The sequence below is a fragment of the Mannheimia indoligenes genome, from assembly GCF_036880405.1.
GTDB lineage: Bacteria > Pseudomonadota > Gammaproteobacteria > Enterobacterales > Pasteurellaceae > Mannheimia > Mannheimia indoligenes.
Genome location: NZ_JBAJJM010000005.1, coordinates 170,694 through 197,626 on the forward strand (window position 1 = coordinate 170,694; position 26,933 = coordinate 197,626).

The window sequence follows — 26,933 nt, forward strand, 5'->3', positions numbered from 1 at the left end:
ATCCACAATAAAATCAAAAGTGTATTTTACTCGGATTAGAGTAATCCGTACACAATGGCTGAAATCGCAATACAGCCCATAACGAATACAAAAATCTGTCCAAATTCATTTTTAAAGCGAGCAAGGGCTGGCACTTTGTAAACTGCATACACCGGCATAATGAATAAAATCATCGCAATAATTGGACCACCTAAGCTCTCAATAAAACCTAAGATACTTGGGTTAATAGTTGCTACAATCCATAAAATGACTAAGAACGTAACAGCGGTAATTTTGCGGAATTTGTTCGGTTCAATCGGTTCTTCACGCATTTGATTCACTAAACCTTCTAATCCCTCACGAGCTCCTAAATAATGCCCGAAGAATGAGCTACCAATCGCCAAAAACGCCACTAATGGTCCGAAATAGGAAATAATCGGATTATCGAATTTATTTGCTAAGTAAGACAAAATCGAGATGTTCTGCACTTTTGCTTCGGCTAATTCTGCTGGTGTTAGCGTAAGTACACAGCTAAACACAAAAAACATTACAAATAATACTAAGATAAATGCTGTAGAGCGTAGCACTTTAGCTGCTTCAGTTTCTGTTTTATGCTCATCTTGGTAATGTTTTTGTTGAGAGAGTGCAAATGAGGAAATCGCTGGTGAATGGTTGAAGGCAAACACTAAAACCGGAATGGTTAGCCAAAGTGTAGTTAAGAAATCGCTGGTGGTTGGCATTTGTTGTAACGCCGCAGTATTCCATTGTGGAATAAGATAAATAGATAAACCAAATAAAATTAGCACTAAAGGATATACTAACCAAGTTGTAATTTTTAGCATTACTTCTTCGTTAAGTAGCATAACCCCAATCATAGCAGCAATTAAAATAAAGGATAATACTGCTCTAGACGGTGGCATTATGTGGAGCTGATTTTCCATAAAAGAACTAACGGTATTTGTAATTCCAACACCATAAATCAGTAAAATTGGAAAAATAGCAAAAAAATAAAGCAGTGTAATCAATTTACCTGCTTGTTCACCAAAATGCTCTCGCACAACGGCAGTAATATCACTTCCTTTATGTTTTGAAGAAAGCACAAAACGAGTTAAGCCACGATGAGCTAAATAAGTCATAGGACCAACTAATAATGTCATTACAACTAATGGGTAAAACCCTCCCATACCTGCATTGATAGGCAAAAATAGAACACCTGCTCCCACCGCAGTACCAAATAAATTAAGTACCCAAGTGAGAGAAAAACGTTGAGATGGCGTAGCCATAATATAATCTCCTTTTATAAAGTTAAAAAACAGGGCTATACTAGCTCTATAAATAGGGAAAACAATGGCTTTTTATTCATTTTTTGATATAACTATCAAAAGCAGAAAAAATAGTTTTTTATATGGAGAATAATTAAGCAAGCAGGATAAAAATTTATCTAAATCAAGGAAGTTGGTGTTTTTATATTTTAGAATATACTATTTATCAAAATAAAAAAACCAGTTAATCAAATTAACTGGTTTTAATATATTTGCAAAAAATAATTAAATTAAGCCCGCTTGTTGTAACGCTTTTAATACTGTAGGTTGTGCTGATTCAGATAAGGTAGTTAATGGTAAGCGTAAGTTTGGCTCGCTAATTAAACCTAATTTATAAGTAGCCCATTTTACCGGAATCGGGTTAGATTCTACGAATAAATCACGGTGCAAAGCCATTAAGCGGTTATTGATTTCTTCTGCTTCATCAAATTTACCTGCTAAGGCTAACTCACACATTTTCGCCATATCTGCCGCAGCAACATTATTTGTTACGGAAATCACACCTTGACCGCCTTGCTTCATTGATTCAAAGCCTGTTGCATCATCACCACTTAAGAAAATAAAATCATCGCCAGCTAATTGTTTGATTAACGGTAAACGACTTAAATCTCCGGTGGCTTCTTTTACTGCTACGATGTTTTCAATTTTCGCTAAACGACCGATGGTTTCAGGTTTTAAATCACTCCCTGTGCGACCCGGCACATTGTAAAGGATTTGTGGAAGATCTGTACTCTCAGCAATCGCCTTATAGTGTAAATACATTCCTTCTTGGGTTGGCTTATTGTAATAAGGCACAACGCTCAAACAACCGGCTACACCGCTGTTTGCCAATAGTTTGGTCATTGTAATTGCTTCACTGGTCGCATTTGAGCCTGTACCTGCAATAACAGGAATGCGACCATCTGCAAATTCAACGGTCTTTTGAATTACTTTGACATTTTCATCAATGCTTAAAGTTGTAGACTCACCTGTTGTGCCCACCGAAACAATACCGTGAGAGCCGGCTTGAATGTGATACTCCACTAATTTTTTTAAATCTTGGAAATCCACTTCACCGTGAGTCATTGGGGTTACTAAAGCAACAATGCTGCCGTGAAATAAAGGGGTTGCCATAATCATCTCCTGCATTTTTTATTATGATAAATATACTTCTGCTAGATTGCAAAATTCAGCTTAAATATGCAAGCACTTTTTTCAATTATTTAAAATTAATCATAAAGGCTCTTATCATCTTCATTTGGTCGCGTTTTAAAACGGCGATGTAGCCACATATATTGAGTTGGTGCATTCATAATTTCACGCTCTACCACTTTATTCATTAAGATGGCTGTATCCACTTCATTTTGACTCTGGCTGAAATCAACCGGAGGACTAATTTTAATTGTATAACCCGAATAATCTTCATTACGCATTGGACTGAACGGAATGACCACCGCATTAGGTGCAGAACGAATCAGCATATAGCTGCCTGCCGTTGTACAAGTATCTTCTACTGCAAAAAAAGGCACAAAAACACTATTTCTTCTACCATAATCGTGATCTGGTGCATACCAAATCATCTCGCCATTTTTCAATGCTCTAATCATCCCTCGAACATCTTTGCGATCAAGCATTGCTTTATTAGAACGGATTCTACCTCGAAACTGTATCCAATCTAATAATGGATTATCATTTGGGCGATAAACACCAATACCTTGATGATGCAAGCCAATAATCCTTGCACCAAGTTCTAAGGTTAAGAAATGTACGCCAACTAACAATATACCTTGATTGTTACCGGCACGTTGCTTTAAATATTCCCCACCTTCCACTTTTGACCATTTCAGAATGCGAGCATCAGACCAGAACCACGCCATACCAGTTTCGATAATCGCCATTCCCACCGACTTCATATTTTCTTGCACTAATTCTTCAACTTGCTCGGCAGAATAATGGGGGAAACAGAGTTCTAAATTACGGCGGGCAATTCTCATACGGCGTTTTCCAAAGCCTAACTTGGTAAATAAATTCCCTAAACCTAAACCGATGTTAACTAAAATAGGATAAGGCAAGCAGAGGATTAATTTAAAAATACCTAATCCAAGCCATAATCCCCAATATTTTGGATGTAAAAATTGTTTTTGAAACGGAGGTAGCTGTTTTTTCTCGCTCATCATCAAATCTCAGTTGTCTATTTATTAGAGATATTATAGCCAAAAATAGTTAAAAATGTTAAGTAGATCAAATTTTTAGAAATTTATTCCATTTTTCACTTGAATTTTTGGAGTGAACCGCATATTTTGATTACAAGATATCAACGGCAAAAAGCCTTAACTAAACAAGAGGAAAATGTTATGTCACTAAATATTTCAAGCAAACAAATGGACATTACCCCTGCAATCCGTACTCATATTGAGGAGCGTTTAGCTAAGTTAGAAAAATATCATACCCAGCTGATAAATCCACATTTTATGTTGATCAAGCAGCCGAATACCTTCCAAGTAGAAGCTACAATCGGTACACCTTTAGGCGACTTGGTTGCAAAATCAGAACACGAAGATTTATATAATGCTATTTTCGATGTGAAGAAAAAATTAGAAGGGCAATTAATTAAACTGAAAGAAAAACACGAACATTAATTTTTCTTGATATTTTAAGGGCTAAATGAAAAATCATTTAGCCCTATTTTTTACTTTTTACAAGCGGTTCAATTTCTCTCATTTTTTGCAAAAAATCAGATAAATCTGACCGCTTATGTTATTTCATACGAAAGACTTTAACGTTGTTATAGCCGTTTTCTTTTAAGTAAAGTGCTTGCAGTTTGCTCATTACACCACGCTGGCAATAAAGTAGGTAATTTTTGCTTTGGTCGAGGCTCGCAAATTGGCTAGAGAGTTTGTAGAACGGGAGTTCTTTGACTTCCACCCCTTCTAGGCTAAACGGTTTTTCATCCACTTCTTCAGGGCTACGGATATCCAAAATCACATCATTTTCGCCTAATTCTGTGGTTGTTTCTACCGATACTACTTCTTTCTCAGTTTGCTCGGCAATATCTCGGATATCTAAATAGCTCGCATTTTGCACCGCTTGCTCAAGGATCTCAAAGTTGAAGTTGCCTTCTTCCTCGATGATTTTGCTTTCAATCGCTTTTACCGTTGGATTTTTAGAAATTACACCACAAAATTCCGGCATTGATTTAGCGATGTCGTCCGTGCCGATCGCTTTCGCCATTGCAATGATCTGTTCTTTGTCGTGTGTGATAAGCGGACGTAAAACTAAAGTATCAGACGCTTTATCAATCAAACGTAAATTCGTAAGAGTTTGGCTCGAAACCTGCCCTAACGCTTCACCGGTAACGATAGCTTGAATATCGAAACGCTCGGCAATTTTGCTTGCCGCTCGAACCATCATACGCTTTAACACCACGCCCATTTGACCGTTATCGATTTTTTCTAAAATCTCGCCAACCACATTTTCAAAGTTAATCGCCACAAAGCGAACTTTGTGAGAAGTGCTGTAACGACTCCAAATGTGGTAAGCCATCTGTTTTACACCGATTTCGTGTGCCGCACCGCCTAAATTGAAGAAACAGTAATGCACTCGAGAACCACGACGAATTAACATATAGCTCGATACGCCCGAATCAAAACCGCCAGAGATTAACGAAAGTACATCTTCTTGAGTGCCGATTGGATAGCCGCCCAAACCCTCGTGGCGAGCTTTAATCAACAACATTTTGTCGTATTCAATATCAATACGTACCGTTACGTCAGGATCTTTTAATTTCACTTTGGCACTTTCAATACGTTGATTTAAACCACCGCCAACATAGCGTTCCACATCCAGCGAGCGGAAATCGTGCTTGCCTTTACGGCGAACACGCACGCTGAAGGTTTTGCCTTCTAACTCATCTTTTACTGCCGTATAAGTTTGCTCGAAAATATCGTGCATATCGGTAAAAGGGCTTTCTTCTACCTCTAAAATATGGTGAATACCGGGCGTGCGTTTTAATAAATCTAAGACGACAGGGGCTTCTTCCTCCACTTTGGCTCGTACTTCAATAAAATCCCAATTACGCACTACGGATACATTTTCCGTTTCCTTTAATAGCACATTGCGGATATTAGAAGTTAAAATTTTGATAAAGCGTTTACGCACCGAATCGCTTTTAATCATAATTTCAGGGAAAAGTTTGATAATAAATTTCATATAAAAATCAGTCTGCTATTCAAAAATGTGGGCTATTTTAGCCTTTTCTGGCTCAAAAGCCTAGAAATTCACAAAGAAAAATCCCCAATCCGAAAGAAGATTGAGGATTTGCAAAAAATGTCGGTTTTTAGACCGCTTGTAAATGGTTTTCGTAAGCCTGTAGAGTATTTTGCATTAGCATCGCCACTGTCATTGGACCAACGCCGCCCGGTACTGGAGTAACAAAGCTCGCTTTTTGCGAGGCAATGCTATATTCCACATCACCTTTTAATTTGCCGTCTGCCACACGATTAATGCCCACATCAATCACAACCGCCCCTTCTTTAATCCAATCACCTGAAATAAATTCAGGCTTACCTACCGCAACAACGAGAATATCAGCTTGGCGAACGTGGCTTTCTAAATCTTTAGTAAAGCGATGCGTAACTGTAACTGTACAACCGGCAAGCAACAATTCTAGTGCCATTGGCCGACCTACAATATTAGAAGCCCCAACAATCACAGCGTGCTGACCGTGTAAATCCACACCCGTAGTTTCAAGTAATTTCATCACGCCGTAAGGGGTGCAAGAACGTAAGGTCGGAATACGCTGAGCTAAACGCCCTACATTATAAGGGTGGAAACCGTCTACATCTTTATGCGGTGCGATTGCTTCAATGACTTTGGTTGAATCAATCTGCTTTGGCAAAGGTAATTGAACCAAAATACCGTCCACGCACTCATCTTGATTAAGCTCTTCGATAAGTGAAAGTAATTCTGCTTCTGTTGTTTCTGCTGATAAATCGTAAGATTTCGATTCAATTCCAATTTCCCCACAACTTTTACGCTTGCTCCCGACATAAACTTGCGAGGCAGGATCAGCTCCGACTAAAATGACTGCAAGCCCCGGTTTACGTTTACCTTGCTGAACATATTGAGCGATTTTTTCACTAATTCCTTTTTTAATTTTTGAGGCAATTTCACTCCCCGAAATAATCTGTGCAGTCATTTTTATCTCCCGAAACATTAATTGGCGAAAACGTTTGCTATTCTCTCAAAAAATTTACTTTTTGATAAGCTAATTTTAAATAGCGGATAAAGTTCAATCACTTAAACAAACTTTAACAAAAAAAGATTGACTGTTAAATAAAGAATCTTATAATTATTCCATCATTTGTCGGCGAGTAGCGCAGCTTGGTAGCGCAACTGGTTTGGGACCAGTGGGTCGTAGGTTCAAATCCTATCTCGCCGACCACTTCTTTCTTATAAATCTCTGCGCCCTTAGCTCAGCTGGATAGAGCAACGCCCTTCTAAGGCGTGGGTCAAAGGTTCGAATCCTTTAGGGCGTGCCATTTAATTCAAATAATTTGATTAAGCCTAAACTATACATTCTAAAGCAAAATCTAATTTATTTTAGCTATGCTCTACAAGCGGTCAAATTTCTAATTTATTTTACAAAAAAGCCATTTAGCTAATTCACTAAATGGCTTTTGTTTATCTTAAATTATGCTGCAAACGGATCTCTTAGAATCATCGTTTCTACACGATCCGGACCTGTTGAGAGGATATCCACCGGTACGCCGACCAATTCTTCGATGCGTTTGATGTAATCTAATGCAGCCTGCGGTAGCTCTTCACGTTTAGTTACACGGAAGGTGTTTTCTGACCAGCCCGGCATTGTTTCGTAAATTGGTTCAACACCTTCCCAATCTTTCGCTGCAAGTGGGGCGTATTCCACAATTCTGCCGTCTGGCATTTTATATGCTGTACAGATTTTTAACTCTTTGAAACCGTCTAATACGTCAAGTTTTGTCATACAAAAACCAGAAATAGAGTTAATTTGTACTGCACGGCGAACCGCCACAGCATCAAACCAACCACAACGACGTGGGCGACCTGTTACTGCACCAAATTCTTTACCTTTACGAGCGATTTCTGCCCCTACTTCATCAAATAATTCGGTAGTGAATGGACCACTTCCTACACGTGTACAGTAGGCTTTGATGATTCCTAACACATAATCTAAGTTACGAGGTCCGTAGCCAGAACCTGTTGCAACACCACCTGCGGTAGTATTTGAGCTGGTAACGAATGGGTAAGTACCGTGGTCGATATCTAACATTGTGCCCTGAGCACCTTCAAATAAGATGTTATCTCCATTTTTACGAGCTTCGTGGAGTAAAGTTGTTACGTCTGCCACCATTCCAGTGATTACATCGGCAATCGCAAAAACATCATCTAAAGTTTTTTGGTAATCTACCGCTTCTACTTTGTAATAGTTCACCAATTGGAAGTTGTAGTAATCTAAAATATCCTTTAATTTTTCTGCGAAATGTTCTTTATCAAACAAATCACTTACACGCAAACCACGACGGGCAACTTTGTCTTCATAAGCCGGACCGATGCCACGCCCGGTTGTACCGATTTTGTTTTTACCAAGTGCCGATTCACGAGCGTGATCCATCGCAACGTGGTAAGGTAAAATTAACGGGCAAGCCTCTGAGATTTTTAAACGCTCACGCACATTAATGCCACGCTCTTCTAATTCACCCATCTCTTTCATTAACGCTTCCGGCGAAAGCACCACACCGTTACCGATCAAGCAAGTTACGTTATCGCGTAAAATACCAGATGGAATAAGACGAAGGACAGTTTTCTCACCATTAATGATTAGCGTATGCCCTGCGTTATGACCGCCTTGGTAACGCACCACATACTTCACACGATCTGTTAATAAATCAACAATTTTGCCTTTGCCCTCATCGCCCCACTGAGCCCCGAGAATCGCAACACTTTTACCCATAGAAAATGCCTCTTTAAATTAGAATGAACAGTAATAACCTATTATAACGGTATATTGCAAGCGGTCAATTTATCGCAGAAAATTACAAAATTTTTATTAAAATTAACCGCTTGTAATCACCTAAATAGGTAAAAAAATCAAAACCCGATACTAGATCGGGTTTTATAGATACAACTATTTTGTAGGAGCTTGCATAAAGCGTAAAAACTCACTATTTGGCTTCAATAACATCATATTATTCTGCCCTTCAGCAAAGCTATCTTCATACGCTTTTAAACTTCGAATAAAGCTATAAAATTCCGGCTCATTACCAAACGCCTCTGAATAGAGTTTTGCCGCTTGAGCATCGCCTTCGCCTCGTAATGTTTGAGCCGTTTTATTAGCATTTGCCAAAATTAAAGTTACTTTTTTATCTACTTCAGCACGTATAATTTCTGCTTTCTCATTACCTTGTGAACGATGTTCACGAGCAACCGCATCACGCTCTGCACGCATACGTTGGTAAATAGAAGCGGAAACCTCATTCGGTAAGTTGATCTGTTTAACACGCACATCAACAACTTCCATACCTAAACGTTCTGTGCCATCTTCTCCGGTATTTAATGCTTTTTGAGCTCCTGCCATTAATTCGCCACGAGAGCCTGACACAATATCTTTAATGGTACGAGAACCAATTTCAGAACGCAGACGGTCGCTGACTTTACGACGTAATAAATCAGCTGCTTTTTGATAATCGCCACCTGTTGAGGTGTAGAATTGACCAAAATCACTAATTCGCCATTTCACATAGGAATCTACCAAGAGGTCTTTTTTCTCCACCGTTACAAAGCGGTCTTCTTGACCATCTAGCGTTTGAATACGGGCATCTAACACTTTCAAGCTATCAATAAATGGCATTTTGAAATGAATACCCGGTTGGTAAACAACCACTTTTTGATCGCTATCACGATGAACTTTGTTAAAACGTAACATAATGCCACGCTCGCCTTCGTTCACAATGGTTACTGATTGCAGTACAACAAATGCTACCACAGCCAGTACAGGTAATAATAATTTACGCATTATTAAAATCTCCCTTTACGAGTTTGGTCTATTTGCTGCTCTGCTGATTGTGGCTGAACCTGTATTCTTGGTTGAACAACCGGTGGCGGTGCAACTTGTGTTTGTACCGGTGCGACTTGTTGCTCAATTTTTTGTTGATCAAATTTAGGAGCTGATGAATTATTCATTAACTTATCAAAAGGTAATACATTTAAATTATTACTTGATGAATCCATCACAACTTTAGGTGTGTTTTTCATCACCTTTTCCATCGTTTGAATATATAAACGCTCTCGAGTCAGCTCTGGCGAAGCCTTGTATTCAGGTAATAATTGGCTTAAACGTTCAACTTCCCCTTTTGCATTTAACACAACAGCTTCTTTATAGGCTTCTGCTTGTTCAATCGTACGCTGTGCTTGACCGCGAGCAATCGGCTCTTCCCCTCTTGCATAAGCTTCCGCCTCACGAATTAAACGCTGCTCATCTTCTTGTGCTTTAATCGCATCATCAAATGCTGCTTTTACATCTTCAGGTGGACGAGCGTATTGGAAGTTCACATCCGTTACCAACAACCCCATATCATAGGTTTTGATGATCTCACGCAAAGTAGCCCACGTTCTTTCACGCACCGTTGCTCGACCTGTGGTTAGAATTTCGTCCATTGTCATATGACCGATCACATAACGTAACGCACTGTCTGTAGCTTGCTTTAAACTTTCATCCGGATTGCTTACACTAAACAGATATTTAGCAGGATCTTCTACACGATACTGAACCGTCATCTCAACTTGAACCATATTTTCATCTTGAGTAAGCATTGAACCGCTCGTATTTAACTCAGAAACACGTTCTACGTTTACTCTAGTTACAGAATCAATAAAAGTTGGCTTCCAGTTCAAGCCCGGCATAACGATATTATCAAGTTTACCTAAACGGGTAACGACACCTCGCTCAGCCTCTTGTACAGTATAAAAACCTGAACCAGCCCACACCGCAGCGGCAAGCCCTAAAACAACAGGTAGAAATTTGCCAAATCCGATACTATTTGGGTTGCTAGAACCATTATTAGGTGATTTTCCACCGCCCATTTTTTTCAATAGACTACTGAAAACTTCTTCTAAATCAGGTGGTTGTTGTTCGTTTCGTTGATTATTGGTTGGTCCTTGTTGTGAACCTTGAGCAGGACCTTGCCCTTGATCTTGTTCTTGCTGTTCAGGCTTTGGCTCAGATCTTCTCTGCCCCGGCTTCCCCCAAGGGTCTTGCTGATTACCTGATTCATTCCACGACATAAATATCTCCAAAAATAAAATCGAATCGCACTTTAAAATTTAAAACGCAAGTTAAAGATTGTACCTATTTAGTCATCGTTTGACTAGGCTTATCTGATAAAACAAGCGGTCTTTTTTTGCTATTTTTTTGCAGATTTACCCTTGTGCAAGCAATATTCAAATCACAAAAAAAGAGGGCGATAAATTCGCCCTATTTTTGCTTTAATTTAATTATAACGCTTGTTTAATAAATTCAGCCATTTGTGCGTGTGGAAGAGCACCAACTTGTTGTGCAACAACCTCGCCGTTTTTAAATAAAAGTAAAAATGGAATGCTACGTACGCCAAATTGTGCCGCTACATTTGGATTTTCATCTACATTCATTTTTGCAATTTTTACTTTGCCTTCAAATTGTGCATCAACCGATAACTCGTCAAGCACAGGTCCGATCATACGGCAAGGACCACACCACGGTGCCCAAAAGTCTAACAATACAGGCACATCTGATTTTAAAACATCTTGTTCAAATGTTGCATCTGTTGTGTGAATAACATTACTCATAAATTTGTCCTTAAACATCTAAATAAAAAAGAAACGCCCCAACTGATTACGAGTTAAGGCGTACAGCTTTTGCTAAGATAGTGATTAATCAATGAAATTTCAAGTAAGATTTACCGATTAAATCAATCACTATTCATTTTCTAATTCTTTATTTTCATCTTTTGGTAGAATTAAATTCAAAATGAGTGCAAATAGTGAGCCAACAGTAATGCCCGACCCAAATACTTCTTTTACAAACGAAGGGAGTTTATCTAATAACTCCGGACGAGTAGTAACCGCTAAGCCACAACCGATTGAAATCGCAATAATTAACCCGTTACGTTTTGAACGTTCTACCTTGTCTAACATTTGGATACCTGCTGCAATAATCATCGCAAACATCATTAAGCCTGCTCCACCTAAAACCGGGGTTGGAATAGACACAATCAAGGCTCCAAACCAAGGGAAGATACCGGCTAATACCAATAAGCAGCCCATCACAGTTACAACATAGCGGCTTGCAACACCGGTTAAAGAAATCACACCGATATTTTGGGCGAATGATGAAAATGGCGTGGTAGACATAATTGCTGCAAATGCTGAGCCTAGTCCATCACATAACACGCCTCCACGTAAATGTTTACCTGTAATTTCGGTTTGTGTCGCATTTCCTAACGCTAAAAAGTTACCGCTTGATTCCACAATGGTTACTAAATAAGCTATGCTCATCCCAATAATACCTGAAATCGGGAAAGCAAGACCAAAATGCAATGGCTGTGGAATAGCTACCACATCGGCTGATTTCACGTTATCAAAGTTTATCCAACCTAAGGCTAAAGCCACTACATAGCCTACCATCATACCAATCACAATTGCAGCTGCTGAAAAAATGCCTTTGCCCCATTGTACTAAAATCACAACCAACACCAGTACAAAGGTTGCCATTGCAAGATTAGCAGGATCGGCATAATGTGCATCGCCTCTTTGACCGCCTGCAAACCAGTCCACCGCCACAGGAATTAAACTTAAACCGATCATCATTACAACAACACCGGTTACCACAGGTGGGAAAAGTTTACGCACATAAGGCATAAAAAAGCTGCCGATAATCATTACTAGAGAACCGACCAATGAAGCCCCCATAATCCCTGCAACACCGTGTTCACTAAAACCGATAGCCAGTGCTGCCGCTACGAAAGTAAAACTCGTTCCCATCACACTTGGTAAACGTAAACCGATAGGTCCAATGCCTTGACATTGAATAATCGTTACAATACCCGACACCAATAACGCTGCATTAACCAGCACGATAATATCCGATGCAGGTAAATTTAGCACATTGCCAATGACTAACGGCACGGCAATAATACCACCAAGTGCCGCCAACAAATGTTGTGCCGCAAGAAGAAGCGTTAGACCGAATGGCGGTTTAGAATCAACAGGGTAAAGAATTTTTTGCATAAATGCCTCAAAATAAGATTGAAAGAAATAAAAAATTAGGGGCGAATTATACGGATTTCCCGCCAAATAAGCAAACGATTACGCAAACGTTTGCTTATTTTTCATTTCAATTTGCAATATAACAAGCGGTTGTTTTTTCGGACATTTTTGCAAAAACACTTGCGTTTTAAAATCAGTGCTACTGATGATACGAACTGCAAGCATAACAAGTAAATTTTTCAACAAAAATGACCGCTTGTTTAATTAACTATTTCTCAAAGTGTCGAAAACAACTTCCGCTAAAGCTTTAGAAATACCCGGCACGCTTTGAATTTCTTCAAGCGTGGCATTTTTCACACCTTGCATTCCGCCTAGATATTTTAATAAAGCTTGGCGACGTTTAGCTCCAACGCCCTCAATGCTTTCTAACCCACTTTCAGTAAAGGCTTTTTGGCGTTTTTTTCGATGTGCATTGATAGCGTAGTTATGTGCTTCGTCTCGAATATGCTGAATTAAATGCAAAGCAGGGCTATCGGGCGGTAAGTTGATCTCTTTATCCCATTTGCTGATAATCAAGGTTTCTAGCCCTGCTTTGCGTTCCACCCCTTTTGCAACACCAATTAGGAGTGGTTTAGATATATCCCACTCCACCTTCAGCTTGGAAAAAGTATCTAACGCTCGATTGAGCTGCCCTTTGCCTCCATCGATAAAAATAATATCAGGAATTTTTTCCGGTGGAAGTGGTCGGTCATAACGCTTCAGAAGAGCTTGCTCCATTGCGGCATAATCATCACCGGGCGTAATGCCTTCAATATTAAAACGGCGATAATCCGATTTCAAAATGCCGTTTTCATCAAACACTACACAAGAAGCGACTGTTTGATCACCCATTGTGTGGCTGATGTCAAAGCACTCCATTCTTGCAATTTTTTCGAGATTTAGCACCGCTTGTAAAGCTTCGTAGCGAGTGTGAATACGTTCGTCTTGCTTTAATTGAACATTCAGAGCAGCAATTGCATTGGTTTGAGCAAGAGCGAGGTAGCGACTTTTTTCACCTCGTACTTTATTTAAAATGGTAACTTTATGCCCGGCTTGTTCAGATAGTACGGTTTCTAAGGCTTCTTTTTCACTCACTGTTTGATCGATAATGATCTGATTGGGAATTGTGCGATGCTGGTTCATCTGCAAATAAAACTGCCCGATGAAGGTATCACTCAATTCAGCAAGATCGGTATGATTTGGCACTTTGGGAAAATAGCTTCGATTGCCTAATACCTTGCCTTGTCGTACAAACAAAATATGCACACAAGCAATACCATATTGGTAAGCAATCGAAATAAAATCCAGATCGTCCTGACGATCAGTTGAGATCGACTGTTTTTCCATTACTTCACGCACGAGTTGGATTTGATCTCGATAACGTGCCGCCGTTTCAAATTCCAGATTTTCAGCCGCACTTTCCATCTTACCAATCAGATATTCTACCACTTGATGATCTTTACCCTGTAAAAACAATCGAACCAATTTCACTTGATTATCGTATTCTTCTTGCGTGCAATAACCTTCCACACAAGGGGCAAGACAACGTCCGATCTGATATTGTAAACAAGGGCGGGAGCGGTTTTTATAATAGCTGTCTTCACACTGTCGGACAGGGAAAATTTTTTGCAACAAGTAGAGCGTTTCCCGCACTGCGGTGGCATTAGGGTAAGGTCCAAAATATTCGCCACTGATTTTTTTACTGCCTCGAAAGCTCCCCACACGCGGGTGTTGATGTTTAGTGAGTAAAATATAAGGATAGGCTTTGTCATCACGCAGAAGCACATTATATTTAGGTTGATTTTCTTTAATATAGTTGTGTTCTAACAGTAGGGCTTCTGTTTCGGAATGGGTTAGCGTTGTCTCAATATGGGCAATATTCGACACCAATGCCTCAGTTTTACGATTAGGCAAATTCGCACGGAAATAGCTCGATAAACGCTTTTTTAGATCTTTGGCTTTACCAACATAGATAATCTTTCCTTTGCCATCGTACATACGATAAACACCGGGCTGATGAGGAACATCAACAAGAAAAGATTTGGAATCAAATTTGGACATTATGCGTGATGAAATTCAGAATATGCAATTGCAAAAAAATAATAAAAATAGACCGCTTACGACTTCAACAAGCTGCCTTTGGAAGCATTCAAATATTGCAACATCGACCAAATAGTTAAACCTGCCGCAATATAAAGTAGAATAAAGGCTAAAATTTCCATTGCTTCACTTTGTCGCCAAATCATTCCGCCTAAGGCTAACATTTGAGCGGTTGTTTTTACTTTTCCCCAAATTGAAACGGCAACGCTTGCTCTCTCACCGAGCTCTGCCATCCATTCACGCAATGCAGAAATAATAATCTCTCTGGCAATCATAATACAAATTGGAATAGTAACCCACCAAGTATGGTAATGCTCCGCTACACAAACAAAAGCAACTGCAACCAGGACTTTATCTGCGACAGGGTCTAAAAATGCCCCAAGTCTCGTTGTTTGGTTCCATTTACGGGCTAAATAACCATCAAACGCATCAGTAATAGAAGCAATAAAAAATATCAAGGTAGCAATTTCTGGTGCATATTTAGTCGGCAGATAAAACGCCACAATAAAAAGTGGTATCATTCCGACACGAAATAAAGTTAAAAAAGTTGGGAAATTAAGCTTCATAACAAAACTAAAGGAACAAGCAGTAGAATTGTGTTAAGTGTAACATAACTAAATTATTTTTTTTACTCCCCTGTTACAAAATCGCATTGACTTTACAATAAATTACCGCTAATTTAAGGCTTGATTTATGGAAATTTATCCATACATATCAATCCGTCGGTTTTTCCGATTTAAAAACAAAAACAGAAGGAATTTTTATGGAAAATCGTTTAGCTCATAGCTACTCAACATCTGAATCACTTATTAGCACTCACAAAGTGCTACGCAATACCTATATGTTATTGGCAATGACACTGACTTTCTCAGCCGTTGTTGCTTTTGTTGCAATGCAAATGAACGCACCGGCAATGCCTTGGTGGGGATTATTAATCGGCTTTTATGGCTTACTTTTCTTAACGAATGCCACTTCAAATAGCAGTGTGGGTATCTTAAGCGTATTTGCGTTAACAGGCTTCTTGGGTTATACCTTAGGTCCTATTTTAAACCGCTACATCGGTGCCGGTTTAGGTGATATCGTTGCTCTTGCATTTGGTGCAACGGCATTAGTTTTCTTCGCTTGTTCAGCTTATGTATTAACCACGAAAAAAGATATGAGTTTCTTAAGCGGAATGATGGTAGCATTATTTGTGGTACTATTAGTCGGCATTATCGCTAACATTTTCTTAGCGATTCCGGCACTAGGTTTAGCCTTAAGCAGCTTATTTGTTATCTTCTCAAGCGGTGCGATTTTACTCGCAACCAGCAATATTATTCACGGTGGCGAAACAAACTATATTCGTGCAACTGTTGATTTATATGTTTCTATCTATAACCTATTTGTAAGTTTCTTACAAATCTTTGGTGTATTAGGTAGCGATGATTAATATTAAAATATAAGAGGAATGCCACTTTATGTGGCATTTTTATTTTATGTCTATAGAACTGAATAATATCCAATACCCAACTGACGATGCAGGTTATTTGAAAAACCTAAATGATTGGTCTGAACAACTCGCTGAAAAAATCGCAGAAAAAGAACAAATTACATTAACGGAAGAACATTGGGAAATCATCTACTTAGTGCGAGAGTTTTACCAAGAATACAAAACCTCTCCTGCAATTAGAATGTTAGTCAAAGCAATGGCACAAAAATTTGGCGAAGAAAAAGGCAATAGCCGTTATTTACAACGTTTATTCCCCGACGGACCGGCAAAACAAGCCACAAAAATTGCAGGATTGCCGAAACCTGCGAAATGTTTATAAGAGGCTTATTATTTTATTTTTTCGATCTATATCGAAAAAATAGATTTTGCTATTTGCACAACTAAAATAAAAACCATAACCTCCTTATATTATTAAGGAGTACATTATGTGGAATTTATTTAAAACACCGATTGAAAAAGGTTCATTTGAATCTTGGGCAAAAATCAGTGATGATATCGCCAAAGTTGCAATTTTAGCAATTCCTGTTATTCTGTATGGAAACGATACAACTTCTGCGAAAGTATTTAATATTACAATGTTAACTCTATTCACTTATTTCTTTTTAAACTGTGGAAGGCAACTGAGAAGAAAGCTAGAGGAGATAAAATAATGGAATTTGGATATACACTAGGCATTACGCTATTTATTATGGGTGCTGTTTTTTATATAGCAACTTATTTCTTAACAAAATAATTGAAAGCGAGCAACAAGCTCGCTTTTGTTTTGCAGTCCCGTAATTTCCCCTTGAAATTTCCCTCATTTTTCTATAGAGTTTTCCAGTTATTTTCAAATTACATATAGGTCAAATAATGAGCCAATTAGATTTAATCAAATCTTCTATCAAATCTATTCCTGATTACCCTAAAGCAGGGATTATTTTCCGTGATATTACTTCACTTTTAGAAGTACCAACCGCATTCCAAGCAACTGTTGATGCCATTGTGGCTGAATTTAAAGACAAAGGTATTACTAAAATTGTTGGTACAGAGTCTCGTGGTTTTATTTTCGGAGCTCCTGTTGCCTTAGCACTTGGCGTACCTTTTGTGCTAGTTCGTAAGCCTAAAAAATTACCGCGTGAAGTAATTTCTCAATCTTATACTCTTGAATATGGTGAAGACACGTTAGAAATTCACAAAGATGCGATCAACGGTAACGACAACGTGTTGATGATCGACGACTTATTAGCAACCGGTGGCACTATTGACGCAACGGCAAAATTGATCCGCCGCTTAGGGGGAACTGTAGAACACGCAGCGTTTGTAATCTGGCTACCTGACTTAGGTGGTAAAGAACGCTTAGAACAAGAAGGAATTAAATCCTTCAGTTTAGTGAGTTTTGAAGGTCATTAATTACAAGCGGTTGTATCTTCTCAATTTTTTGCAACCAGTAGGAGCTAATTTCAATTAGCTCCTACAAAATGAATAAAGAACAAATATGAGTTATCAGGTTCTAGCCCGCAAATGGAGACCTCAACGCTTCTCTGAAGTGGTTGGGCAACAGCACGTTTTATCTGCTCTTGAAAACAGTTTAAGAGAAGATAGGCTTCATCACGCCTATCTGTTTTCAGGCACCCGAGGCGTAGGAAAAACCTCCATTGCTCGCCTTTTTGCAAAAGGGCTAAACTGCGAAAATGGCATTACTGCTGACCCTTGTGGAGAATGTGCCAACTGCAAGGCAATTGAAGAAGGGCATTTTATCGATCTGATTGAGATCGATGCAGCCTCTCGCACCAAAGTGGAAGATACCCGCGAGCTACTTGATAACGTACAATACAAACCCACCGTTGGGCGTTTTAAGGTTTATCTGATCGACGAAGTGCATATGCTCTCTCGCCACAGCTTCAATGCGTTACTTAAAACCCTTGAAGAACCGCCTGAGTACGTTAAATTCTTATTGGCGACTACCGATCCGCAAAAGCTGCCGATCACTATTCTTTCTCGCTGTATGCAATTCCATTTGCGTGCATTAGAACAATCGCAAATTGCTAAGCACCTAGAATTTATTCTCAACGCAGAAAGTATTCCTTATGAAACTATTGCTATTGAAAAACTAGCAAAAGCGGCACAGGGTAGTATTCGTGATTCACTCAGTCTCACTGATCAAGCTATCGCAATGAGTAATGCCAATATTACTCTTGATGCAGTAAGCCAAATGTTGGGGCTCATTGATGACAATCAGCCATTAGAATTAGTGCAAGCAATCGCCCAAGCTGATGGCGAAAAAGCAATGGCAATCATTGAACAAATTGCCGCTAAAGGAGTGGATTGGCAACAATTGCTGAGTGATATTGCAGAAACATTGCACAAAATTGCGATGTTACAATTAGTCAAAACTACCGCCGCAGAAGAAACTCTCATTCATTTTCTGGCAAAACAGATGCCACCTGAAGATGTGCAGTTTTTCTATCAACTTATCCTTAACAGCAAAAAAGAGCTACCTTTTGCACCCGAGCAACGTGCCGGTGTGGAAATGGCGATACTGCGTGCATTAGCTTTCCACCCAAAACAGGCGGAAAGAATGGCAACTATGGTCATTCCAACGGTATCTGCCGTTCCGCAAACTAATGTGGTTACAAATACTCAGCCGAAGCCACAAAATCAAATTGCTCAACTAAGAGAAACCTTAGAGAAAAATCAGCAAAAATCGGTAGTGGCTTCACAAACGACACAAGCACCAACTGTAGCTCCTATAATGCCTAAAGAAGAAAATACCACTACGTTTTCTCCGGCAATGGCTGCACTTGAAGCCCGCAAAAAATTACAGCAACAGCAAGCTGATTTAACTCAAGCCGAAAAAAAAAAGCCTGAGTTAAAAACACCTCAATTTATTGCAAAAAAATCGGAAAATTCGACCGCTTCATTACAAGAACGATTTATCCAGTTTGCAGAACATCAACAACAAACGGCACATCAATCCGTTTCAAAAGTAGAAAACACGCCTAAAAGCATAGACGATGAAGATTACCGTTGGACTTGGCTCAACCCTGAATTAGAAAACCAAGCAGACAGTGCCAAACCGTCGGATATTAAGCAAGCTATTTTGCAAGAACGTACACCAGAACTAGTGGCAAAAACCATTGATTTATCTTGCCAACAAGATAAATGGTGTGAGATTGCTAATTCGCTTAATTTAGGCGGTTTTTCACGCCAAATTGCCTTAAACAGCTACTTAGATAAACACGCAGACAACCATCTTTCGTTGGTATTAAAGCCCAATATGGCACATTTAGATAATGTGGAATCTCGTAAAAATTTAGAAGTGGCATTGGCTGAAAAAGGCTATAGCTATGATTTATCTATCGGCGACAATGCTGATAAACAAACACCGCTGGAAATTCGTCGAGCCATTTTCAAACAACTCACTGAAGCAGCAAAATCTGCTTTGCTGAACGATGAAAAATTAATGTTACTTCGCAACGCTTTCGATGCACAAATTGATGAATCGACCATTCGAGCGGTTGCACAGAGTGAGTAAATAGATGAAAGCATTAGAATTAATTGATCTTGTGAAAACCTACCCGACCGGTGTAAAAGCAGTAAAAGGGATCAACCTTGTAGTAGGGCAAGGGGATTTCTACGCTCTACTCGGGCATAACGGTGCAGGAAAATCCACCACTATTGGTATTATTAGCTCCCTTGTGAATAAAACAAGTGGTAGCGTGAAAGTGTTTGGCTACGATTTAGATACACAAAAGGTGGAATTAAAACACCAAATCGGGCTTGTACCACAAGAATTTAATTTTAATCAGTTTGAAAAGGTCATTGATGTGCTGGTACAACAAGCCGGTTTTTACGGTATTCCACGCAAAGAGGCTCTTATTCGTGCCGAAAAATGGTTAAAACAGCTCGATTTATGGGAAAAACGCACACATCTTACTCGTGAGCTTTCCGGCGGAATGAAACGCCGTGTGATGATCGCCAGAGCCTTAATGCACAATCCCAAACTATTGATTTTAGACGAACCCACCGCAGGGGTGGATATTGAACTCCGCCGCTCATTATGGGATTTCTTACGGGATCTGAACAATCAAGGCACAACGATTATTCTAACTACCCACTATTTAGAAGAAGCAGAAATGTTATGCCGCCATATTGGCATTATTCAAAATGGTGAATTGATTGAAAACACCTCAATGAAAGCCTTGCTTGCGAAATTAGAAAGCGAGGTGTTTGTGTTGGATTTGCAAAATTCTATTCAAAATCAACCGCTTGTCATTCAAGACTATCCGCATAAATGGATCGATGAAAACACCCTTGAAGTCAATGTGAAACGTCAGCAAGGACTAACAAATCTCTTTTCACAAATCGCGGCTCAAGGTGCGGAAGTATTAAGTATGCGAAATAAATCCAACCGTTTGGAAGAACTCTTTATTAATATGGCTCAATAAAATGAATTTTATCGGATTTTATACTTTAGCGTGCAAAGAGTGCCGTCGTATTCTGAGAATTTGGCGACAAACTCTTGTGCCGCCTGTAATTACCACTACCCTCTACTTTTTAATTTTTGGAAAATTAATCGGTGGACGCATTGGCGAGATGAATGGCGTGGGTTATATGGAATTTATTGCTCCCGGCTTGATTATGATGACGGCAATTACTGCCTCTTATGTGAATACCGCTTCGTCTTTCTTCTTAAGCAAATTTACCCGTGATTTTGAAGAATTACTGATTTCCCCCCTTTCCACTCATAACATTATTTGGGGCTATTTATTAGGTAGTATTTTGCGAGCCGGCTTGGCAGCTCTTTTGGTAATGTTAGTTGCAATGATATTTGTGAGCTTTGATATTCATTCCTTTGCTATCATTGCTCTAACGCTATTTTTAACCATTGTTGCCTTTGCATTAGGCGGTTTGATTAATGCCGTTTTTGCGAAGTCCTTTGATGATGTAGGATTAATTCCTACCTTTGTGCTTACGCCACTCACTTATTTAGGTGGTGTGTTTTATTCTATCTCGCTTCTGCCAGAGTTTTGGCAAACAGTGTCAAAATTTAACCCTATTGTGTATATGATCAACGGCTTAAGATATGGTTTTTTAGGTATTAGCGATGTACCATTAATTTACACCTTTGGGGTGTTAATTTCATTATGTTTAGGGCTATATATTGTAGCTTATTCGTTAATTCAGCGAGGGATAGGGCTTCGTTCTTAAATTTGATAATTAAGGAGACTTTATGAAAACATTCAAAGTATTATCAGTTGTAGGTATGTTAGCTTTTGGTGCAAATTCTGCTTTTGCCGAAGAAATTACTGTATTTGCAGCCGCATCAATGACTAATGTACTCCAAGAAATTAATCAAGATTTTGAGAAGAAATATCCTGAAGATAAAGTAACTTTTTCCTTCGCCTCCTCTTCTGTTTTAGCTAAACAAATCGAGCAAGATGCCCCAGCAGATGTATTTATTTCTTCTGATTTAAAATGGATGGATTACGTTGCCGAAAAACAACCACCAAAAATCAAACATCGCCAAAATTTAGTGAAAAATGAACTGGTTTTAATTGCCCCAAACGAGAGCAAAATCCAAGCAGAAAGCATACAAGCGGTCGATTTTGCCAAAGAATTAACAAATAGTTATTTATCTGTGGGCGACCCATCCCACGTTCCCGCTGGAAGATATGCTCAAAAAGCCTTAACCTACTATAATCTGTGGGAAACAGTAGAACCGAAACTGGCTCGAGCCAAAAACGTGCGAGATGCACTTTCTTTTGTTGAACGTGGTGAATCACCATTAGGGATTGTTTATTCCACCGATGCAAAAGTGTCTGATAAAGTCAAAGTGCTTGCCGTATTTCCACAGGAAAGCTATGGCGAAATTGTTTACCCTGCCGCAGTGGTGAGTGAAAAACAATCTGCCGTAAAATTTTTAGATTTTCTACAGACACCGGAAGCCAAAGCTCGATTTGAAGCGGCTGGATTTAAACCGATTGAGTGATGTTTGATTTTACCCCACAAGAACTAAATGCGATTGTTCTCAGCCTAAAAGTTGCCTTCATTGCGGTGGTGCTTGCTTTACCACTTGCCGTATGGGTGGCTTGGCTACTTTCTCGCAAACAATTTTGGGGCAAGAGCATTTTAAACGGTATTGTTCATTTACCGTTGGTTTTACCGCCGGTAGTAATCGGCTATTTGCTGTTAATCTCTATGGCGAAACGTGGGGTAATCGGGCAATATTTGTGGGAATGGTTTCATTTTAGTTTCAGTTTTTCGTGGAAAGGTGCGGTACTTGCCTCAATGGTAATGGCATTTCCACTAATGGTTCGCTCAATCCGTTTGGCATTTGATTCGGTTGATCCCAAACTCGAACAAGCTGCACGCACATTAGGGGCAAGCCCGTTAAAAGTCTTTTTTACCTTAAATTTACCCCTTGCATTTTCAGGTATTATTGCCGGGAGTGTACTCGGTTTTGCTCGCTCATTAGGTGAGTTTGGGGCAACCATTACTTTTGTATCCAACATTCCAAATCAAACCCAAACCATTCCGGCTGCCCTGTTTACTTTTATTGAAACGCCAAATGGCGAAATGGCTGCTGCCCGCTTATGTTTGGTAGCGATTGCGATTTCATTAATCGCCCTATTCTGTTCGGAATGGTTGGCTGAAAGGCAGAAACATTATGCTAAAACTTAACCTTATTCAGCAACTCGGCAATCTTGATTTGAATGTCAATTTAGAGATTCCTGCTCAAGGTATTACCGCTATTTTCGGGCGTTCGGGAGCGGGCAAATCCAGCCTAATTAATTTGATTGCCGGGCTTGCAACCGCACAATCTGGCTTTATTGAATTAAACGGACACGTGCTGTTTGATAGTCAAAAAGGTATCAACCTACCGCCTGAAAAACGTAATATTGGCTATGTATTCCAAGAGCATCGCCTTTTCCCTCATTATTCGGTGGAAAAAAATCTAAAATATGGCTACAAGCGGTCAGATTCTGCCGATTTTTTGCAAATTGTTGAGCTTTTAGGCATTTCGCACCTATTAGATCGCTATCCTGAAAGTCTCTCCGGTGGGGAAAAACAACGGGTTGCCATTGGGCGTGCATTATTAAGCTCGCCCGATATTTTATTGATGGATGAGCCTTTATCTGCTCTTGACCTTCCACGCAAACAAGAGCTATTAGATTATTTAGATAAATTAGCTACTCAGCTTAACATACCCATTCTCTATGTTAGCCATAGTTTAGAAGAAATCGTTCGCCTTGCTGATCAGCTCCTTTTGCTTAATAACGGCAAATTGATGGCATTTGATAGCGTTGTTAATGTGTGGCATAGCCCAGCTTTTGCCGATTGGCAACCAAGCAATCAACGCATTAGTTTACTTGAGTTACCGATAAAAGAGCAGCAACCAAGCTACAATATGCTTGGACTAGGGCTAAATGAGCAACGCCTTTGGATTCATCAACTTCCTCGTCATCAAATAGGCGAAAATTTGCGTGTTACCATTGCGAGTAAAGATGTTTCTATCAGCTTACAAAAACCAATGCAAAGTTCAATCCGCAATGTGTTAAAAGGTGATATACAGAAAATCGAAAACCATTTAGATCGGGTTGATGTGGCTGTTCTTGTCGAAAATCAAACTATTTGGAGTACGATAAGCCTGTGGTCTTTTGATGAGCTTTCGCTTAAAGAAGGGCAAGAGGTTTATCTTCAAGTCAAAAGCGTTTCTTTATAGACTTGCAAATTTCCTGTAAAATATGACCGCTTGTTAATTCAAAAAAGAGATATTATGCCAATTGTTAATCAATCTGCCCTTGTGCCTTACAGTGCTGAACAGATGTATCAGCTTGTGAATAATTATGAAAAATACCCTGAGTTTTTATCAGGCTGTGTGAGTACAAAAACCTTAAGCACAGGGGAAAATGAATTAACTGCTGAGCTTCATATTCAAAAGTTGGGGATTAGCCAAACATTTAGCACCCATAATAAAATGAGCCCACCCTATAAAATTGAAATGACTTTAGTGGAAGGTCCTTTTCGCCATTTACACGGTTTTTGGACATTCACTCCATTCGATGAACAGAGCTGTAAAATTTCACTTGAACTTAATTTTGAATTTTCAAGCCCGATTGTGGCATTAGTTTTCGGCAAGGTATTCAACGAACTTACGTTAAAAATGGTGAATGCGTTTAAACAACGTGCAAAAGAGGTCTATGGTGTCTGAACAACGTCAAATAGAGCAGGAAATACAAGAGATTAACGTAGAAGTGCTTTATGCCTATCCGGATAAATATTTCCTCAAAAAGCTACAAGTGCCGCAAACTACCACTATTCAAAATATTATTCTGCTCTCAGGTGTGTTAGAAAAATATACTGAAATCGACTTACGTGAAAATAAAGTCGGTATTTTCAGCCGCCCAGCCAAACTCAATGAAACAGTAGAAGATGGCGATAGAATTGAAATCTACCGTCCTCTGATTGCTGATCCGAAAGAAATTAGACGCAAAAGAGCAGCTGAACAAGCTGAGAAGAAATAAAACCGTTATCAACTCCCCTTCCCCTCTTTTATCAAGAGGGGCAAGCTTTCAACTTTATTTTAACTTCCCCTTCCTTCATTAAAACCTTATTATGAAAATCTTTCATAAATTTTATGTAAATTTTGCGTTTGATTAATTTTCTTAAGTCCATATAGTTCAAGCTATAACAATAGCTTTACACATTATTTTTGGAGAACCACTTATGGATATTCGTGATCAAATTGCTCATAATAAAATGACTTCATTTCAATGGTTAGTCGTTGGGCTAACAGTCTTACTTAACTTACTTGATGGCTTTGACTTAATGGCACTCGCCTTTACCGCTAAAAGTATCCGAGAAGAATTAAATTTAGATGGTGCAACTATCGGTACACTAATGAGTGCAGGTTTATTTGGTATGGCAATCGGTTCGTTATTCCTTTCACCGCTTGCAGATAAATTTGGTCGTCGCCCACTCCTTTTAATCGGAACAGGCTTAGCTACATTGGGTATGCTACTCACCTATATCGCCTCTTCCGCTTTTGAGATTGGTTTATATCGTATCATCACAGGTTTAGGCGTTGCCTCTATTTTAACGGGTACAAACGTATTAGTCAGTGAATATGCCAGCCAAAAATGGCGTGGATTGGCAATTGCCATTTATGCTTCCGGCTTTGGTATTGGGGCGATGCTGGGGGGAATGTCCGCCGTATTGTTACAAGGTGAATATGGCTGGAGAGCGGTATTTTTAGTGGGTGCAATCTTAACCGGTGCAGTATTCCTTTTACTCTTTTTTGTTTTACCTGAATCCGTCGAATTTTTAATTTCTAAAAGACCTAAAAATGCCAAAGAGCGTTTAAACCAAATTGCGGTAAAATTAGGCTTAGGTGGGAATTGGGAATTACCGGAAGTTGAAGCGAAAGGTAAACAAAAGGTTGCTATCGCACGCCTTTTTGAACCTGAATATCGTCGCAATACCTTATTAATTTGGGTTGCCTTTATTGCAATTTCAGCCTCATTCTATTTCATCAGCTCGTGGACACCAGCCTTGTTAGAAGAAGCCGGAATGCCGAAAACCCAAAGCCAAACGGTTGGTATGGCAATTTCAGTGGGCGGAACAATCGGTTCATTAATTTTCGGTTTCTTAGTTAGCCGCTGGGCTGCAAAAAATATTTTACAGCTATTTAGTATTCTTGCTGCAAGTGCTGTCGTTGCTTTCGTGTTCTCTGGCACTTTAGGTTTAGCCATTGCCTTAGCAATTCTTGTTGGTGGATTAATTAATGGCTGCATTACAGGCTTATACACTATCAACCCAACGCTTTACGCACCGGATTTCCGCAGTACAGGCGTAGGCACAGCTATTGGTGTAGGTCGCTTAGGTTCAATTGTTTCACCAACACTTGCCGGTGTTTTATTAGATGCCGGCTGGAAAAAGAATGAACTCTATTTAGGAGCAGCAGCTGTATTATTGATTGCAGCTTGTACGGTACATTTTCTTAAACAGAAGAAGTAATAATCCTAATATTATAATCTAGTATAAAAAAGGGCTGAATTGGATAACCAATTCAGCCCTTTAAATTATAGTTTTATAAGGTTGCTATATTAGCAACCTTATTTATTTCACAGATTACCAAGCGTAACCAACACCTACAGTACCAATGAAATCACCTTGAGTATCGGCACTACCTGAAAGTTTCAGTTTAACCTTACTATTATCAGATAAGCGTGAGTAACCTACAGCAACTGCATTCTGACCTTTATAGGTACTTGCTGCAGCAGCAACCATTGATTTACCCGCTAAGTGGATTTCAGGTAAGCCTGCAATCGCCGCTGCACCTGCAATACCTGCACGAGACTCTCTCTGGTTACGGTTAATCTTGTTATTGATGTTATTAACTTCACCTTTCAACTGATTCACATTTACTGCATCTGTGCCTTTCACACCTGGTGCAACATTGGTAATACGCGTTGGAGCACCATTGTTACCGGCAACATTCAGCTCATTTACACCATCTTGTGCTACTTTTGAGCTAAGCGTTGTGTTGCCTACTTTCACTGTATCAAATTCAGGGTTATTTGAAGTTGCCACTTCAACCACAGAGTCTTTACGCGAAACAACGATGTTTTTGCCACCTTTAATAGTCGCTTTACCATTGTTAGCTACGCGAGTTGATCCAGTGTTTTCTGCAACATTACCATCAACCGTTAAATCCCAGCCTGTATTTTGGATAACATTGTATAACTGACTACCGTTTACTG

The 26,933-nt window shown here is 39.3% G+C and carries 27 protein-coding genes and 2 tRNA genes; 16 read left to right on the plus strand and 13 right to left on the minus strand.

What is annotated here, in order from left to right; translation table 11 throughout:
- Window positions 1-35 precede the first annotated feature (35 nt).
- The 3 genes from V6W77_RS04045 to V6W77_RS04055 all read right to left on the minus strand — a co-directional run bounded on the left by V6W77_RS04045 (window position 36) and on the right by V6W77_RS04055 (window position 3,454).
- Window positions 36-1,262, minus strand: a complete 1,227-nt coding sequence (locus V6W77_RS04045) for a serine/threonine transporter (RefSeq protein WP_334253863.1) — start codon at window positions 1,260-1,262, stop codon at window positions 36-38.
- A 264-nt stretch (window positions 1,263-1,526) separates the two neighbouring features.
- On the minus strand, window positions 1,527-2,420 hold the full coding sequence (gene dapA, locus V6W77_RS04050) for a 4-hydroxy-tetrahydrodipicolinate synthase (protein WP_025235729.1): 894 nt from the start codon (window positions 2,418-2,420) through the stop codon (window positions 1,527-1,529).
- 89 nt (window positions 2,421-2,509) lie between these two features.
- Window positions 2,510-3,454, minus strand: coding sequence for a Kdo(2)-lipid IV(A) acyltransferase (locus V6W77_RS04055; RefSeq protein ID WP_334253881.1), 945 nt, complete (start codon window positions 3,452-3,454; stop codon window positions 2,510-2,512).
- Between the two features lie 180 nt (window positions 3,455-3,634).
- On the opposite strand from V6W77_RS04055, the gene hpf reads away from it, so the two are divergent.
- The gene (gene hpf / locus V6W77_RS04060) at window positions 3,635-3,919 is read left to right on the plus strand and encodes a ribosome hibernation-promoting factor, HPF/YfiA family (protein WP_188155999.1); all 285 of its coding nucleotides are present in this window, start codon (window positions 3,635-3,637) and stop codon (window positions 3,917-3,919) included.
- Window positions 3,920-4,037: 118 nt separating this feature from the next.
- Here the strand turns inward: hpf and thiI are convergent, their stop codons facing one another.
- Complete coding sequence (gene thiI / locus V6W77_RS04065; protein ID WP_334253864.1) at window positions 4,038-5,489, minus strand: tRNA uracil 4-sulfurtransferase ThiI; 1,452 nt, start codon at window positions 5,487-5,489, stop codon at window positions 4,038-4,040.
- 127 nt (window positions 5,490-5,616) lie between these two features.
- On the minus strand, window positions 5,617-6,477 hold the full coding sequence (gene folD / locus V6W77_RS04070) for a bifunctional methylenetetrahydrofolate dehydrogenase/methenyltetrahydrofolate cyclohydrolase FolD (RefSeq protein ID WP_334253865.1): 861 nt from the start codon (window positions 6,475-6,477) through the stop codon (window positions 5,617-5,619).
- A gap of 169 nt (window positions 6,478-6,646) precedes the next feature.
- On the opposite strand from folD, the gene V6W77_RS04075 reads away from it, so the two are divergent.
- Window positions 6,647-6,723 (plus strand) — tRNA-Pro (locus tag V6W77_RS04075).
- A 20-nt stretch (window positions 6,724-6,743) separates the two neighbouring features.
- Window positions 6,744-6,820 (plus strand) — tRNA-Arg (locus tag V6W77_RS04080).
- 152 nt (window positions 6,821-6,972) lie between these two features.
- Here V6W77_RS04080 and purA read toward each other — a convergent pair.
- From purA to pgsA, 7 genes are all read right to left on the minus strand, one after another.
- A complete protein-coding gene (gene purA, locus V6W77_RS04085) occupies window positions 6,973-8,271 on the minus strand; it encodes an adenylosuccinate synthase (protein ID WP_283386087.1) in 1,299 nt (432 codons plus the stop codon).
- Between the two features lie 174 nt (window positions 8,272-8,445).
- Complete coding sequence (gene hflC, locus V6W77_RS04090; RefSeq protein ID WP_025235670.1) at window positions 8,446-9,333, minus strand: protease modulator HflC; 888 nt, start codon at window positions 9,331-9,333, stop codon at window positions 8,446-8,448.
- Between the two features lie 2 nt (window positions 9,334-9,335).
- Window positions 9,336-10,601 carry an FtsH protease activity modulator HflK gene (hflK, locus tag V6W77_RS04095; protein ID WP_334253866.1) on the minus strand — a complete coding sequence of 422 codons (1,266 nt, stop codon included), beginning with the start codon at window positions 10,599-10,601 and terminating at the stop codon, window positions 9,336-9,338.
- A gap of 210 nt (window positions 10,602-10,811) precedes the next feature.
- A complete protein-coding gene (gene trxA / locus V6W77_RS04100; protein ID WP_025235668.1) occupies window positions 10,812-11,141 on the minus strand; it encodes a thioredoxin in 330 nt (109 codons plus the stop codon).
- Between the two features lie 129 nt (window positions 11,142-11,270).
- Window positions 11,271-12,581 carry a nucleobase:cation symporter-2 family protein gene (locus V6W77_RS04105; protein ID WP_025247494.1) on the minus strand — a complete coding sequence of 437 codons (1,311 nt, stop codon included), beginning with the start codon at window positions 12,579-12,581 and terminating at the stop codon, window positions 11,271-11,273.
- Window positions 12,582-12,824: 243 nt separating this feature from the next.
- Window positions 12,825-14,660: an excinuclease ABC subunit UvrC gene (uvrC, locus tag V6W77_RS04110; protein ID WP_334253867.1), complete on the minus strand. Its 1,836-nt coding sequence runs from the start codon at window positions 14,658-14,660 to the stop codon at window positions 12,825-12,827.
- 56 nt (window positions 14,661-14,716) lie between these two features.
- Window positions 14,717-15,265: a CDP-diacylglycerol--glycerol-3-phosphate 3-phosphatidyltransferase gene (pgsA, locus tag V6W77_RS04115; protein ID WP_025216986.1), complete on the minus strand. Its 549-nt coding sequence runs from the start codon at window positions 15,263-15,265 to the stop codon at window positions 14,717-14,719.
- A 197-nt stretch (window positions 15,266-15,462) separates the two neighbouring features.
- On the opposite strand from pgsA, the gene V6W77_RS04120 reads away from it, so the two are divergent.
- The 13 genes from V6W77_RS04120 to V6W77_RS04180 all read left to right on the plus strand — a co-directional run bounded on the left by V6W77_RS04120 (window position 15,463) and on the right by V6W77_RS04180 (window position 26,187).
- Complete coding sequence (locus V6W77_RS04120; protein ID WP_188155989.1) at window positions 15,463-16,128, plus strand: Bax inhibitor-1 family protein; 666 nt, start codon at window positions 15,463-15,465, stop codon at window positions 16,126-16,128.
- A gap of 28 nt (window positions 16,129-16,156) precedes the next feature.
- A complete protein-coding gene (locus V6W77_RS04125) occupies window positions 16,157-16,507 on the plus strand; it encodes a TusE/DsrC/DsvC family sulfur relay protein (RefSeq protein ID WP_025247511.1) in 351 nt (116 codons plus the stop codon).
- Between the two features lie 106 nt (window positions 16,508-16,613).
- Complete coding sequence (locus tag V6W77_RS04130; protein ID WP_334235729.1) at window positions 16,614-16,838, plus strand: hypothetical protein; 225 nt, start codon at window positions 16,614-16,616, stop codon at window positions 16,836-16,838.
- 199 nt (window positions 16,839-17,037) lie between these two features.
- Window positions 17,038-17,577: an adenine phosphoribosyltransferase gene (gene apt, locus V6W77_RS04135; protein WP_334253868.1), complete on the plus strand. Its 540-nt coding sequence runs from the start codon at window positions 17,038-17,040 to the stop codon at window positions 17,575-17,577.
- Between the two features lie 85 nt (window positions 17,578-17,662).
- Window positions 17,663-19,702, plus strand: a complete 2,040-nt coding sequence (gene dnaX, locus V6W77_RS04140; RefSeq protein WP_334253869.1) for a DNA polymerase III subunit gamma/tau — start codon at window positions 17,663-17,665, stop codon at window positions 19,700-19,702.
- 4 nt (window positions 19,703-19,706) lie between these two features.
- Complete coding sequence (locus tag V6W77_RS04145; RefSeq protein ID WP_334253870.1) at window positions 19,707-20,615, plus strand: ABC transporter ATP-binding protein; 909 nt, start codon at window positions 19,707-19,709, stop codon at window positions 20,613-20,615.
- Window position 20,616: 1 nt separating this feature from the next.
- A complete protein-coding gene (locus V6W77_RS04150; protein ID WP_334253871.1) occupies window positions 20,617-21,378 on the plus strand; it encodes an ABC transporter permease in 762 nt (253 codons plus the stop codon).
- Window positions 21,379-21,400: 22 nt separating this feature from the next.
- Entirely contained in the window at window positions 21,401-22,159 is a 759-nt protein-coding gene (gene modA / locus V6W77_RS04155) for a molybdate ABC transporter substrate-binding protein (protein ID WP_334253872.1), read from the plus strand.
- Window positions 22,159-22,851: a molybdate ABC transporter permease subunit gene (modB, locus tag V6W77_RS04160; protein WP_334253873.1), complete on the plus strand. Its 693-nt coding sequence runs from the start codon at window positions 22,159-22,161 to the stop codon at window positions 22,849-22,851. The genes modA and modB overlap by 1 nt, the downstream gene beginning before the upstream one ends.
- Complete coding sequence (gene modC / locus V6W77_RS04165) at window positions 22,838-23,893, plus strand: molybdenum ABC transporter ATP-binding protein ModC (RefSeq protein WP_334253874.1); 1,056 nt, start codon at window positions 22,838-22,840, stop codon at window positions 23,891-23,893. Before modB ends, modC begins: the two co-directional genes overlap by 14 nt.
- 54 nt (window positions 23,894-23,947) lie before the next feature.
- Window positions 23,948-24,382, plus strand: coding sequence for a type II toxin-antitoxin system RatA family toxin (locus V6W77_RS04170; protein ID WP_334232648.1), 435 nt, complete (start codon window positions 23,948-23,950; stop codon window positions 24,380-24,382).
- Window positions 24,372-24,695: an RnfH family protein gene (locus tag V6W77_RS04175; protein WP_283386100.1), complete on the plus strand. Its 324-nt coding sequence runs from the start codon at window positions 24,372-24,374 to the stop codon at window positions 24,693-24,695. Before V6W77_RS04170 ends, V6W77_RS04175 begins: the two co-directional genes overlap by 11 nt.
- Before the next feature lie 202 nt (window positions 24,696-24,897).
- Entirely contained in the window at window positions 24,898-26,187 is a 1,290-nt protein-coding gene (locus V6W77_RS04180; RefSeq protein ID WP_283386101.1) for an MFS transporter, read from the plus strand.
- 114 nt (window positions 26,188-26,301) lie between these two features.
- On the opposite strand, the gene V6W77_RS04185 is transcribed toward V6W77_RS04180, so the two are convergent.
- A partial coding sequence (locus tag V6W77_RS04185; RefSeq protein WP_334253875.1) for a YadA-like family protein occupies window positions 26,302-26,933 on the minus strand: 632 nt, incomplete at its 5' end.